Genomic DNA, 13,393 nt, shown 5'->3' with positions numbered 1-13,393 from the left:
AAACGACTTCATTAAAAACTGAAAACAATTTAAATTCATGAGTCCATTCAAATCATTTATAGCCGCCTTTTTTGCAGCAATCATCGTTGCAAGCTGCGGAACATCGAAGAAACCAGCCTCAACCGACGATACGAAATTCACCTCGCTGGATTCAATCCGGCTAAGCGATCCCTTTATCTTAGCCGACTCGGCAAGCCAAAGCTACTACATGACCGGAACCGGTGGCCGAATGTGGAAAAGTAAGGACTTGAAAAAATGGGAAGGTCCTTTCATCGTCACGCAAACCGACTCCACCTCGTGGATGGGTCCCAAGCCCATGATCTGGGCAGCGGAACTTCACCGGTACAACGACAACTATTATTACTTCGCCACCTTCACCAATCGGGCCGTGACGATTGATACTGTTGCCGGAAATGTCATCGAACGGCGGGCCAGCCACATCCTGGTGAGCGACAAGCCCGATGGTCCGTATGTGCCAATGGCTGATTCCATTTATTTGCCAGCCGACAAACCAACCCTCGACGGCACTTTTTGGGTCGACACCGATGGCAAACCGTACATGGTGTATTGTTACGAGTGGCTGCAAAACGGGAACGGTACCATTGAGAAAATTGAACTGAAACCTGATTTAAGCGGATCGGTTGGCAAAGGAAAACTGTTGTTCCGTGCGAGCGATTCGCCCTGGAGCCGCGAAAAAGATGCCGATGGCAACGACAAGCCTAACAAGGTAACCGACGGGCCCTTTCTATTTCACACCGGAACCGGTCGTCTGGGGATGATCTGGACCAGTTGGATTTACGATGTGTACACACAAGGAGTAGCTTACTCGGAAAGCGGAACACTGGATGGTCCCTGGATTCAGGAGCCGGAACCAATCACACCGCCCAATTATGGACACGGCATGCTTTTCAAAACCCTTGATGGCAAATTACTGATGTGCATCCACAGTCACAAGGAGATCGATGGCCGCTATCACCGTGTTCCCCATTTGTTCGAAGTGGACCTGTCGGGAGATAAGCTGATTCTTGGAAAACCGTTTATCCCCTAGCCTTTCGAAGCCTCGTTATTTTTGTTTCCTGTAAACAAAGGGAACAATCTGCAGAGAAGCCGTGTTCTTAATGAACATGACCGCCTAATTGTTTTTATTTATGCTAGGATCAGCAGCCGAACTACTGGAACAAAAAAATATAAAGCCCACTGCCATGCGGCAGTTGGTACTGGATATTCTGCGCAACAATCCGCAAGCGATCAGCCTGCTCGAGATTGAACAACAACTCGGTCATGTCGACCGGTCGACCGTCTTCCGAACATTGAAAACCTTCCAGGAAAATTGCATCATCCACAAAATTGATGACGGAACCGGTGCAACGAAATTCGCTTTGTGCAGCGAAGGCTGTTCCTGTAACCTGGGCGATCTGCATGCCCATTTCTACTGCACGAAATGCGGACAAACAACCTGTTTAAAAGACCACCTGATTGAGCAACCGGTTTTACCGGAAGGCTTCAATTTTGAAAGCGCCAATTACGTGATCAAAGGGATTTGCGCCGATTGCCGGTAAATTTGCAATCCTGTTGCATTTCAATTCGTCGTATTTTTAGCCCTTCAATTAAACAACCATCTATGAGAAAACTCTTGCTTGTACTGGCCATTTTAGCCTCTTTGGCTTCGTACGCCCAAAATACCGTCAACTTTATTGTTAGCGACGAAGATGAGAATCCGCTCGTCGGGGCCAACATTGTGTTGAAAGGAACAACAACCGGAACCGTAACCGATGAATCGGGGAAAGCACAACTGAACAATCTTCCGGACGGCAAGACGACGGTTGAAATCAGCTTTATCGGTTACGAAGCGCAACAGCTGGTTCTTCATTTTCCGGCCGACAATGGCCACACCTTCGAAGTTGAACTGGAAGAAGGTGAAGAAATCGAAGAAGTGGTGATTGCCTCCACCCGATCGTCCCGGACCATCGAAGATATCCCGACACGAATTGAAGCCATTACCGGCGAAGAGCTGGGTGAAAAGGCAGCGATGAATTCGAGTAACATTGGCATGCTGCTCAGCGAAACAACCGGTGTGCAAATGCAACAAACCTCTTTAAGTTCGGGGAACATGAGTATCCGGATTCAGGGACTTGATGGTCGCTACACACAAATCCTGAAAGACGGCTTTCCGCTTTACGGAGGTTTTGCGGGTGGCTTGTCGATCATGCAAATTCCCCCCTTGGATTTAAGGCAGGTTGAGTTGATCAAAGGAAGTAATTCGACCTTATATGGCGGTGGCGCCATTGCCGGATTGGTTAACCTGATCTCTATTCAGCCGGAAGAGAAAGCTGATCTGTCAGTAATGATTAACCAGACCAATGCCAAAGGAACAACCGGGAATTTGTTTTATGCGCAAAAGTTTGACCACATCGGTGTCTCCGTTTACGGTTCTGCCAGCCGGCAGTCGGCTTATGATGCCGATGAGGATGGGTTCTCCAATATTCCCAAAGCCAAGTCATTCAGTCTGAATCCGAAACTTTATTTCTACCTGAATCCAAATGCAACGATCCAGTTTGGGGTGAATGCCAACGTGGACGACCGCACCGGTGGCGACATGCAGGTAATCAAAGAAAACCCGGACACTGATCATGTGTTTACCGAAGCCAACGAGTCGAAGCGTTTCTCAACGCAGTTCCAGTTCCTCAACCAAAAAGACAAAAGCAGCTTCAGCCTAAAAAACAGCGTGACTTATTTCGATCGCGACCTGCAGATTCCGGATTACCAATTTAAAGGCAATCAACTTTCGGGATTTACCGAGCTCTTGTACACCCTGCGGAAAGGTGAAGATTCGGATTGGCAATTGGGAGCCAACCACTATTTCGAGCAGTTTGACGAGGACCTGCTGGGCAATAATGAGGATCGAAGTTACACCCATAACACCGTGGGTGCGTTCGTGCAAAACACCACCGATTTCAATGAAAAGACAGCCCTCGAGAGTGGACTCCGCTACGACTATGATTTCGATTTCGGATCGTTTGTGTTGCCACGAGCCTCGCTGCTTTATAAAGCGACGGACAAACTGACCATGCGACTTGGAGGTGCGTTGGGTTACAAGCTGCCAACCATTTTCACCGAGGATGCCGAGCGTTTGTATTACCGGAATATTCAACTATTGAATAACGAGAACGCCAAAGCAGAACGGTCGATTGGCGGAAACTTCGACCTGAACTACCGCACCGCGTTCTTCGATAAACTGACCTTCTCGATTAACCAATTGTTTTTTGCCACCCAGCTAAAGGACGCACTGGTACTGCGCGATGGCACCAACAACGATTCTTATTTTGAAAATGCCGATGGTAATATCCTGAGCTCGGGTTTCGAAACGAACCTGAAGTTCACTTACAGCGACTTCAAGCTGTTTGTGAATTACGCGCTAAACAATACAAAGCTGAAATACGACAACCTGAACAACCAGAAGCCATTGACTCCCAAGCACAGCGCCGGGGCGGTTTTGATGTTTGATCAGGAAGAAAAATGGTCGATTGGCTATGAGCTTTACTACACCGGCTGGCAGTACGACGAAGCTTACGACCGCAAACCAAACTATTGGGTCATGGGATTTATGGTCATGCGCCATTTTGAGAAGTTCTCAGTCTTCCTGAATTTTGAAAACTTTGGCGACACCAAGCAGACCGATTTCGAGCCGTTGGTTTTGCCTCCGTACAATAACCCGGTGTTTCCCGACATCTGGGCACCAACAGATGGTTTTGTCGTTAATGGCGGTGTGCGGATTCGATTGTTGTAAAAGCAGGCTCAGGAAAGAGCCGCTAAAACCGACTCTTTCCTGAGCTTAAAACCGGAGTGGCCAATGGCCTCATTCCGGTGATCGGGCTCCTCGTTTAAGGAGCTGTCTCTTTTTTATGGCTGCAGTACACTTTCCGGAGGTAACTTTTGAGCGGGTTTTCTCGTTACCGGTTTATTAACTAAATCTCCCCCTATGATCGACAAAAAACTGCTGACCGTACCGAATGTCCTGTCGTTTTACCGGTTGGCTTCGTTTCCTTTTGTATTATACCTGGCCTTACACCACGACGAACGCCTCTTTGTCGTGTTTCTCGTGATCAACCTTGTAACCGATGCGCTCGACGGTTTCATCGCCCGCACGTTCAACCAAAAGACCGAAATCGGAGCCCGACTCGATTCAATCGCAGATGTAGGAACCTATATTCTTGCGGTCACCGGCATATTTGTCTTCAAGATGCAGGAATTTAATCCTTATATGACCAGCTTCATCGTTTTAATTGTCCTGTTTTTCTCGACAGATATTTTGTCTCTGATAAAATTCAAACGGGTGTCAAGTTTGCACCTTTATTCCTGGAAAATAGGTGGCTATATTCAAGGCGGGTTCTTTCTTGTGCTGTTTACAATCGGCTTTTTCCCGGCCTTTTACTATTTCACGTTGTGGTGGGGAATCCTATCATCTCTGGAGAACATCCTGGTTCAGCTATTTCTCTCTGAAATGAAATCGAATCAAAAGGGACTTTATTGGGTATTGAGGAACCAACGATTATAACCGAAAGGGAATAGCGTTGGGGGGAAATCATGCAAAAAGGCTGCCCCGGAGAGCAACCTTTCACTACTACAAAACAATTAAACCCAGATAACTACTGTTGTTATTTACAGCAAGCTTCTGTCAATTCAAGATTTATTTTAAAAGCTTTTCTTTCAATATTTTTTCAACCTGCCCTTTTTGCTGGATACTGCTGGTGGCATGCACCAACTTCCCATTCTTATAATACACAACAAAAGGCAAACCCATAAAACCACGGCATTCCTGCGCATTACGAATGACTGCCGCATCCGGAATGTCAAATTCCATATCCGCAAAAGTTACCTGATCGTATTCGTTTTCCAACTCAGTCATCGCTGCATATACCGGGATGCACATGGGTCCCATCCGGCCACAACAGATCATCACATTTTCATTTTCAGAGATCAACTTTTGATGTTCCTCTTTGGACAAGACGTGTTTTAAGTTTGTGTGTAGCATGATTGTTTCGAATTAAATATTTAGATATCTGCATACTTCAATTATTATGCCATTCTTTTCGCTGACAGCCTGTCAGATTCGAATATTAACTCCGCCACCAAAGCGAAAGGATTACACCAGTTCAACCGAACTAATTTGTATCTTTGGCGGCAAATTATTGTACTTTGGACTTAATTGAATTTCGGAAAATTTATCAGGATCACCAGGCTTTCAAAAGTGTACTGGAAAGCATTCAAGCCCCCCAAGCCAAAGTTCATCTGCATGGACTGGTGGGTTCCCTGAAAACCATTTTTGCTTCTGTTCTGGCAGAGAATCAGCAACAGGTCGCGATTTATATTTTAAACGACCGGGAAGAGGCTGCCTACTTCTTTGATGATCTGAACAACCTGCAAACCGGCGAGAATGTACTTTTCTTCCCCAGCTCCTACAAACGCGCTATTCAGCACGAACACCTGGAGCAGGAGAATATCATTTTACGTACTGAAGTACTGAACCAGATTCGCGAAGGCAACCCGGTTAACCTGGTAACTTATCCTGAAGCGCTGGTTGAAAAAGTCATTACCGGCGAAGCACTTGCGTCAAACAGCTTTGCGGTCAACAAAGGCGACAAGCTGTCAATCGAGTTTTTGAATGATGTGTTGTTTGAATATGGTTTCGAACGGGTTGACTTTGTCTTTGAACCCGGTCAGTATTCCATTCGGGGGAGCCTGGTCGATATTTATTCGTTTTCGAATGAAGACCCTTATCGCCTCGATTTCTTTGGCGACGATGTGGATTCGATTCGGAGTTTCGATATTGAAAGTCAGAATTCGAAGAAGCAACTGTCGAAAATTGTCATCATTCCCAACATTCAAAGTGGACTCGACAACGAGCTGCGAGACAATTTTCTGAGTTTCGTTCCTGAAAACAGCATCCTCTTTTTTAACGACCTGGAACTGATCAGTGAGTTAATCGAAAACAGCCACTCGCAGGCACTTCAAGCCGAAAATGTTCCCGAGGATATTCAGGGAAGAATCATAACCGGCGCGGAGTTTCGCGAAAAAGCGCTTCAGTTTAAGCTGATCGCTACCGGAAGCCGGACCAATTTCGACGCCGATGCCGTGTTCGAATTTAACAGTTCGCCTCAACCAATCTTCAACAAAAATTTCCAGTTGCTGGCTGAAAATATGCAGCAGAACCTGGCCAATGGTTACCAAAACTACCTGCTGTCGACCAGCGAAAAGCAGATTGAGCGCTTGCATGCCATTTTCGACGATCAGGGACTGAACGTGAAGTTTACCGATCTGAATTTCACCTTGCATGAAGGCTTTGTTGATCACGACGCACAGATCTGTTGCTACACCGACCACCAGATTTTTGAACGTTACCACCGTTTCAAAATTAAGACCCGGAAAGATCAGCGCGAAAGTATCACCATTAAAGAACTGAATAAACTGCACCCCGGCGACTACGTGGTCCATATCGACCATGGAATCGGGAAGTTTGCGGGACTGGTTAAAACCGAGGTGAACGGCAAAATGCAGGAAGCCATCCGACTGGTGTACCGCGATAACGGCATGTTGCTGGTCAGCATTCATTCGCTGCACCGCATTTCGAAATACAAAGGCAAAGAAGGGCTCGAACCGAAAGTCAACAAACTGGGTGGCGGTGCCTGGCAAAAACTGAAAGAGCGCACCAAAAACAAGGTTAAAGATATTGCCCGGGATCTGATTAAGCTCTATGCCAAGCGCCGGCAGGAAAAAGGTTTTGCCTTTGCCCCTGATTCCTATTTACAGGATGAGCTAGAAGCTTCCTTCATTTTTGAGGATACCCCCGACCAGTTGAAAACAACACAGGCTGTCAAAGAAGATATGGAACGCCACATTCCGATGGACCGCCTGGTTTGCGGCGACGTTGGTTTTGGTAAAACTGAAATTGCTGTTCGCGCAGCCTTTAAAGCAGCTACCGACAGCAAACAGGTCGCCGTTTTGGTTCCGACAACCATTTTGGCTTTACAGCACTTCAAAACCTTTTCCGACCGGTTGAAAGATTTCCCCGTTAAGGTGGAATACATCAGCCGACTGCGGCCAACCGGTGATGTCAGAAAGATTTTAAAAGAAGTTGAAGCGGGGAATGTCGATATTTTAATTGGTACCCACCGACTGATCGGCAAAGATGTGAAGTTCAACGATCTTGGGCTTCTAATTGTCGATGAGGAACAGAAATTTGGAGTGACAGTCAAAGAAAAGCTGAAGCAGTTAAAGGTGAATGTTGATACCCTGACCCTGACAGCGACTCCAATTCCGCGAACCTTACAGTTCTCGTTGATGGGTGCACGCGACCTGTCGATTATTCAAACGCCTCCACCCAACCGCTACCCCATTATTACAGAACTACACGGTTTCAATGAAGATCTGATTCGCGATGCCATCAATTACGAGTTGGCCCGAAACGGCCAGGTTTTCTTCATCCACAACCGCGTGCAAAATATTTATGAGGTCGAAGCGACTATTCGACGCATTGTTCCCGGTGCAAAAACAGTCGTTGGACACGGACAAATGGAAGGGCCGAAACTCGAAAAAATCATGCTCGACTTTATCAATGGTGAGCAGGATGTGCTGATTGCGACCACCATTATCGAATCCGGGCTGGACATTCCAAATGCCAACACCATCATTATTAACCATGCCGAAAACTTTGGATTGAGCGATTTGCACCAGTTGCGCGGTCGCGTTGGACGATCGAACAAAAAAGCTTTCTGTTACCTGCTCACACCACCCCTTTCTCTGGTAAGTACTGAAGCGCGCAAAAGATTGCAGGCCATTGAAGAGTTCTCCGAACTCGGCAGTGGGTTCAACATTGCCATGCGCGACCTGGATATTCGCGGAGCCGGAGATTTGCTGGGAGCCGAGCAAAGCGGCTTCATCGCTGATATTGGTTATGAAACCTATCACCGCATTCTGAACGAAGCGATTCAGGAATTGAAGCAAACCGAATACAAAGACCTGTTTGAGGAAGAACAAACGGCAGCTGCCGGAAAAGCCTTCCTGCAAAATAAATTCACCAACGATTGCCAAATCGACACCGACATGCAATTGCTGTTTCCCGATTCGTACATTCAAAGTGTGTCGGAACGCATGCTGCTCTACCGGCAACTCGACAGCATGGAAGATGAAGAAAACCTGCAGCAATTTGAAGCAAGTTTAGCCGACCGTTTTGGGAAACTCCCTCAACCCAGTCTTGAACTCCTCGAGGTTGTCCGCCTGCGTTGGGTCGCCATTGAACTCGGTATTGAACGAATTATTTTGAAGAACAAAAAGATGATTTGCTATTTCGTTGCCGACCAACAATCGCCCTATTATCAATCCGAGGCCTTTACAAAAGTACTGGCTTTTGTACAAAGCAATCCGGGGAAATGCCGGATGAAAGAAAAGATGGATAAATTGAGCCTGCGGTTCGAAGAAGTTAGTTCTGTTGTGAAAGCCAAGAAGATTCTGAACGAAATCTAGCAGGCAACCAGATCTTGTTGCCTGTTTCCCGGATGCCCTGAAGCCACGAAGGCCCTGCGTGGAAATAAGAACAGGCTTTCACGCAAAAAAATCGTTTCAAAAAGCTAACATAATGTATTCTACAAGAAAACAAACACTCCCGACCGTAAAAGAACACTGATTTCTAACGATTTCATACCTATTCTACTATTTTTATAGTAATTATTCTAAGAACATAGTATGAATTCGAAATACATCTACTATATTTGTAGTAGAATTTAAATTTAGACGGATGGAACTGATTCAATTGACCAAAGCAGAAGAGCAAGTGATGCAATACGTGTGGAAACTGAAAGAAACGATCGTTAAAGACGTTGTTGATCAGTTTGACGATCCCAAACCGGCCTATACAACCGTTGCAACGGTTCTCACCGTACTGGAGAAAAAAGGCTTTGTGAGCCGGAAAAAGATTGGCAACACGAATCTCTTCTTTCCCGCCGTTAGTAAAGCCGACTACACGAAATTCCAGTTCAGCTCTTTGCTGAAGAACTATTTCAACGGCTCGTTCCCGAAGATGGCTACTTTCTTTGCCCGGGAAAACCAGCTGGACATTGCCGACCTCGAAGCCATTTTAAAAGAAGCCGAACAGGAACTGAATAACGACAATCAAAAGGAGGGTTAACCATGGAAACAATCATCCCTTTTTTGTTACGCGTTTGCATCGGTAGCGCCCTGTTCTATGCGTTCTATGCGCTGCTGCTACGTAAAACAACCTTCTTCCGCCTAAACCGGGTGTATTTGCTGGCTGCTGTTTTACTCCCGCTAGTCTTCGCCTTATTCCCGTACCGGTATTCGGTATTGGTTGAGGGGGCCACTCCCCTGCAAACAGAAGATTGGAGCGAGCTTTTCAGACAGACCACTCCAATTGCGAAAGATCAGCTACTGCCAACAGAAACGGCTTTCAACTGGTCCTCAATTCTGCTTGCGATATACTGCACCGGCTTGTTTTTACTGGCTTTGCGCCTTCTGATCCAAAGCATCAAACCCATCCGACTCATCTTAACCAATAAAAAAGGAAGAACCGGTAGTTACCCGATTGTTGAGAACCGGCACTTTCCGGTGCCCTTCTCCTTTTTCAACCATATTTTCATTCATCCTGAATATCACCAGCAGGAAGATTTGGATGTCATCCTGACTCACGAAGAAGTGCACATTCGTGAGCGGCACTGGATCGACTTGCTCGTTATAGAACTGTTTACGCTGGTCTTTTGGTTTAACCCCATCAGCTGGCTACTGGAACAGGCCATTAAACAGAACCACGAATACCTGGCCGATCAAGGTGTACTATCCCGGGGCCAATCACCAGCCAGGTATCAGCTTTTATTAGTTAATCAGCTGATGGGCATGCAGGTGCTCGGCTTGTCGAACAACCTGAACTTTGCCCTTGGCCCAACCCGTTTAAACATGATGAAAAAACAAAAAACATCGCGCAAACAGCTTTTGCGTTTCGCTTTAATCCTACCAATTGTTGCCGGACTACTGTTTGCCTTTGCACAGCCGAAGTATCAAACTACCGAAAGTCCGCAAGTGCAATCCACGCCCGACATTTCAACAGCAATGACCTCAGAAAAAGAGACTGTTATCACAGGCATCGTGCTCGACGAAAAGGGTGAACCTCTTCCAGGCACGTCAATCGTTATGAAAGGGACATCCTTGGGAACAGTTGCCGACATGGAAGGGAAGTTTACACTAAAGGTACCTTCGAATACTGAGTTTGCCCTTGTAGCCTCGTTTGTTGGTTACAAGACCGAAGAAAACGAAATGACCATTGACGAAAAAGAGAAATCTTTCAATCTGAAGTTTGTCATGGAGAGAACGGTCACTGCTATCTCCACCGAATATCACGAAGGAGATGTTCCACCACCTCCACCACCACCGGTCCCTGATGAAATGAATACGAAGGACGGAGAACCGGTATTTATTATTGTTGAAGATATGCCTCATTATCCCGACGGGCACTACGCATTGGCAAAGTACATCGCCGAGAAGAAAAAGGAAATGAAAAACCAAAATTTCTTCGAAGGAAAAAACCTCAACGGCGAGGCGACAGTTGGTTTTACTGTTCCGGCAAACGGCAAAGTAACTAATGTAAAAATTCTTAAGAGCAGTGGGTCGGAATTAACTGACGACGCAGCATTATTGATCGTCAACGGCATGGAAGACTGGACTCCCGGTAAGCAACGTGGAAAAGCTGTTCCGGTCGACTACGCTGTACGGATTGAATTTTAAAGAGAAGCTTGTTCCGAAAGCAAAACAAGAGGATGTCATGTTGAACTTCCCCTAAAAGCTTTCGGGACAACCTTTATCCTTCCACTCGCTGGTGGCTAATGATTAACTGGTAGCCATCAGGATCCTGAACACAAATACCATGTTCAAGCCAATAGGGATTTTTAGGCAGAACGAGTCTCACACCGGCTTCGCGAATAGCCGCCAAAATAGCATCGTACGCTTCGTGCGTTTGGGGATAAAAAACCAACAGATCATCGTCGTCGGGTTGGTGCTCCGGCAAATCAGCCGACTGCGTAAATTCCAGGTGCCAGTCTGCTCCTTCTTTTCCCAAAAACACACCATCGTAGCCCGCATGGTTTTCAAAACGTCCCAAAACCTGAAGGTCCAACACCTGTGTATAGAATTCTTCCAATACGTTTAACCTGGAAGTATGCCGGGCACATCTGAATTTCATGAGCAATCAATTTAGATACAAAACAAAAAAGGATGCCCTGGGTTTTAAACAGGCATCCTTTCCTTGAGATAAGAATCTTTTAAAGTCTTACTGAACAAGTTGACGATTTTTCATGAAGCTCGTTTTAACGGCCACGTCTTTACTCATTCCAAAAAGGTCTAAATCAAGAACGGTCAAAGATCCCTTAAAATAGCCGGTTACCGATTTCCCGGTTGACGTCGTACAAACGACTGTGATTTCGTAAGTACTTCCGCTCTTACTCACAGACACGGTCCCATTCGTAAAGAACCCGGCATCATCATACTCATCAGTCGATATGTCATAACCGATATAATACTCACCGTAGTCGAAAGAACCGGTGGGATAGGGCTCCGAACTACTGTAGACGTAATCCCCCACATCCAACTGATCGGATTGGGAACTATACATTTCAAAATATAACGCGTCACCTGCTCCCGATAAATCGAGGCTTTCTCCACCGAGACTAAAACCGTCGGAAACGAGAACCAAGTCCGTGTTATAGCCTTCGTAAAAACCTTCATCCATGCCCCAGTTTTGCAGGTAGCCTACTTTCAATTCATAATACTTGCCGTCAACCTTAAAATAGTTCGACGGATTCGACGTGTCCTTCTCATCATCATCTTTTCCACAGCCGGAAAACAAAGCAACGAATAGCACTAAGCTCAAAAGAAATCTGAATTTGTTTTTCATAGAATGGTTTTATGTGGTTTGACATTTAAAGCCAAAATCTGGCCGGGAGCAAAATGAGATCGGTACTGTGGGGCGGTTTGAAATAATATTTTGTACCGATTCTTTCTTAAATGTAAGACATTTCGGATAATCAATCATCAACTCAATCAAAGATTTACGAAAATTGACTGCAATAAGGGGATACGAAAAAAGGCAACCTGCCGATTGCCTTTCCGCTCCGGTCTCCCGAAACTAACCTAAACCAACTAAACCTATTAAACCATGAGGCTTTCCGAAAATCGCTTTTCGGATCACAACTTGATTCTGTGTTCGCATAACAAATTGGATTTGAAACACAAACACATTTGTTTATGGCGGCAAAGATATTAATTTCTGGAAAAAGAGCGGCTATTGTGAATCTTTTTTAAACGTGTTTTTTACTTTTATCTAACACGCTTATATTCAATCAGCTCATTTGCAGTGCAATCGATTACGCAGATTTATCTGATTAATGTTGAAAATGATAATCCAGCAATGCTTCAATGGGTTCTTTCAGAATGATACCGGCTGTCAAACCTTTCTTTTGCAATTCGTCTTTTAAAATATCCTGGAAATGGTAAGCAATAGATCCGATAAAATTAACCGGGACGTTCTTTGCTTCAACCATTTGCACCACATTCCGACTAACAAAAGCATGAAACTGATCTTGTAATAACTTTTTGCAATACGAATGCTCCACCTCTTCGCTCAAGAAGACGGTAAAAGAAGCCAAATACTTGTTCGGTTTTTCGGTCCGGTAAACACGCTCCAGCACGGCGTCCTTCTCTACCCCAAATCGCTGATAAAACTTCGTCCGCAACTCATCCGGCATGACATTTTTAAAATAATCGCCGATCAGCTGCCGGCCAATAACTGCCCCACTGCCTTCGTCGCCTAAGATGAAACCCATCGGAGGAATACCCTTCACAATTGTTGAGCCGTCGTAATAACAGGCATTCGAGCCGGTGCCCATAATACAGGCAATTCCGGGTTCATGACCGCAAGCGGCTCTGGCAGCACCCAATACATCGCTCGAAATTTCACATTTAATGTCGCCAAACAAAGCAACCAAAGCCTGCCTGATGACGGCTGCTTTTTCCTCGTTGACAACGCCTGCACCGTAAAAATAAATCTCCTCAACCGGTAGGTGTTGATCCTGAAAGAGCGGCTTCAACTCAGCAAGGATATCGTCAGTCGACCGGAAAAACGGGTTAATTCCTGAACTTTGAAACCGGCGGGTTTCCCCGAAATCATCCGATACCAACCAATCTGTTTTCGTCGAACCACTATCAGCAAGCAAAATCATATCTGTCAATTTTTAATGAAAAGGTGCTCAAATTTAGCTCATCCTCCTGAGTTCGCTCCGGTTTTAGTCCAATAAAATATTATTAGATTTGTTTACGTTGATTCAAGCAACACGCT

General features: G+C 45.6%; 11 protein-coding genes. 7 read left to right on the top strand and 4 right to left on the bottom strand.

Going from position 1 to position 13,393, the window contains the following annotated elements; translation table 11 throughout:
- The first annotated feature begins 37 nt into the window (after positions 1 to 37).
- The 4 genes from GJV22_RS17405 (at position 38) to GJV22_RS17390 (ending at position 4,555) form a co-directional block, all read left to right on the top strand.
- On the top strand, positions 38 to 1,048 hold the full coding sequence (locus GJV22_RS17405) for a glycoside hydrolase family 43 protein (protein ID WP_163716827.1): 1,011 nt from the start codon (positions 38 to 40) through the stop codon (positions 1,046 to 1,048).
- A gap of 100 nt (positions 1,049 to 1,148) precedes the next feature.
- Positions 1,149 to 1,559 (top strand): Fur family transcriptional regulator, encoded by a 411-nt coding sequence (locus tag GJV22_RS17400; protein WP_163716824.1) that lies wholly within the window; start codon positions 1,149 to 1,151, stop codon positions 1,557 to 1,559.
- Between the two features lie 62 nt (positions 1,560 to 1,621).
- Positions 1,622 to 3,787 carry a TonB-dependent receptor gene (locus GJV22_RS17395; protein WP_163716821.1) on the top strand — a complete coding sequence of 722 codons (2,166 nt, stop codon included), beginning with the start codon at positions 1,622 to 1,624 and terminating at the stop codon, positions 3,785 to 3,787.
- A 192-nt stretch (positions 3,788 to 3,979) separates the two neighbouring features.
- A complete protein-coding gene (locus tag GJV22_RS17390; RefSeq protein ID WP_163716819.1) occupies positions 3,980 to 4,555 on the top strand; it encodes a CDP-alcohol phosphatidyltransferase family protein in 576 nt (191 codons plus the stop codon).
- Between the two features lie 132 nt (positions 4,556 to 4,687).
- On the opposite strand, the gene GJV22_RS17385 is transcribed toward GJV22_RS17390, so the two are convergent.
- Entirely contained in the window at positions 4,688 to 5,032 is a 345-nt protein-coding gene (locus tag GJV22_RS17385; protein ID WP_205461926.1) for a thioredoxin family protein, read from the bottom strand.
- A gap of 164 nt (positions 5,033 to 5,196) precedes the next feature.
- Between GJV22_RS17385 and mfd the strand changes: the two genes are divergently transcribed.
- The 3 genes from mfd to GJV22_RS17370 all read left to right on the top strand — a co-directional run bounded on the left by mfd (position 5,197) and on the right by GJV22_RS17370 (position 10,788).
- On the top strand, positions 5,197 to 8,520 hold the full coding sequence (gene mfd, locus GJV22_RS17380) for a transcription-repair coupling factor (protein ID WP_238480352.1): 3,324 nt from the start codon (positions 5,197 to 5,199) through the stop codon (positions 8,518 to 8,520).
- Positions 8,521 to 8,791: 271 nt separating this feature from the next.
- Entirely contained in the window at positions 8,792 to 9,181 is a 390-nt protein-coding gene (locus GJV22_RS17375) for a BlaI/MecI/CopY family transcriptional regulator (protein WP_238480351.1), read from the top strand.
- 2 nt (positions 9,182 to 9,183) lie between these two features.
- Complete coding sequence (locus GJV22_RS17370; RefSeq protein ID WP_163716817.1) at positions 9,184 to 10,788, top strand: M56 family metallopeptidase; 1,605 nt, start codon at positions 9,184 to 9,186, stop codon at positions 10,786 to 10,788.
- 73 nt (positions 10,789 to 10,861) lie between these two features.
- On the opposite strand, the gene GJV22_RS17365 is transcribed toward GJV22_RS17370, so the two are convergent.
- From GJV22_RS17365 to GJV22_RS17355, 3 genes are all read right to left on the bottom strand, one after another.
- The gene (locus tag GJV22_RS17365) at positions 10,862 to 11,242 is read right to left on the bottom strand and encodes a VOC family protein (protein ID WP_163716814.1); all 381 of its coding nucleotides are present in this window, start codon (positions 11,240 to 11,242) and stop codon (positions 10,862 to 10,864) included.
- Positions 11,243 to 11,329: 87 nt separating this feature from the next.
- Entirely contained in the window at positions 11,330 to 11,953 is a 624-nt protein-coding gene (locus tag GJV22_RS17360) for a hypothetical protein (RefSeq protein ID WP_163716811.1), read from the bottom strand.
- 487 nt (positions 11,954 to 12,440) lie between these two features.
- Positions 12,441 to 13,277 carry an ATPase gene (locus GJV22_RS17355; protein WP_163716808.1) on the bottom strand — a complete coding sequence of 279 codons (837 nt, stop codon included), beginning with the start codon at positions 13,275 to 13,277 and terminating at the stop codon, positions 12,441 to 12,443.
- Positions 13,278 to 13,393 lie beyond the last annotated feature (116 nt).

This window comes from Mangrovibacterium lignilyticum (assembly GCF_010882175.1).
In the GTDB taxonomy this organism is placed as follows: Bacteria; Bacteroidota; Bacteroidia; order Bacteroidales; family Prolixibacteraceae; genus Mangrovibacterium; species Mangrovibacterium lignilyticum.
The sequence above is the reverse complement of the archived record's forward strand: the minus strand, read 5'-3'. Positions and strand labels throughout refer to the sequence as shown.

What these genes read in the sequence shown, in the direction of transcription:
- GJV22_RS17405 (WP_163716827.1), top strand. Translation starts at nt 38, where the DNA reads ATGAGTCCATTCAAATCATTTATAGCCGCCTTTTTTGCAGCAATCATC.
- GJV22_RS17400 (WP_163716824.1), top strand. Translation starts at nt 1,149, where the DNA reads ATGCTAGGATCAGCAGCCGAACTACTGGAACAAAAAAATATAAAGCCC.
- GJV22_RS17395 (WP_163716821.1), top strand. Translation starts at nt 1,622, where the DNA reads ATGAGAAAACTCTTGCTTGTACTGGCCATTTTAGCCTCTTTGGCTTCG.
- GJV22_RS17390 (WP_163716819.1), top strand. Translation starts at nt 3,980, where the DNA reads ATGATCGACAAAAAACTGCTGACCGTACCGAATGTCCTGTCGTTTTAC.
- GJV22_RS17385 (WP_205461926.1), bottom strand. Translation starts at nt 5,032, where the DNA reads ATGCTACACACAAACTTAAAACACGTCTTGTCCAAAGAGGAACATCAA.
- GJV22_RS17375 (WP_238480351.1), top strand. Translation starts at nt 8,792, where the DNA reads ATGGAACTGATTCAATTGACCAAAGCAGAAGAGCAAGTGATGCAATAC.
- GJV22_RS17370 (WP_163716817.1), top strand. Translation starts at nt 9,184, where the DNA reads ATGGAAACAATCATCCCTTTTTTGTTACGCGTTTGCATCGGTAGCGCC.
- GJV22_RS17365 (WP_163716814.1), bottom strand. Translation starts at nt 11,242, where the DNA reads ATGAAATTCAGATGTGCCCGGCATACTTCCAGGTTAAACGTATTGGAA.
- GJV22_RS17360 (WP_163716811.1), bottom strand. Translation starts at nt 11,953, where the DNA reads ATGAAAAACAAATTCAGATTTCTTTTGAGCTTAGTGCTATTCGTTGCT.
- GJV22_RS17355 (WP_163716808.1), bottom strand. Translation starts at nt 13,277, where the DNA reads ATGATTTTGCTTGCTGATAGTGGTTCGACGAAAACAGATTGGTTGGTA.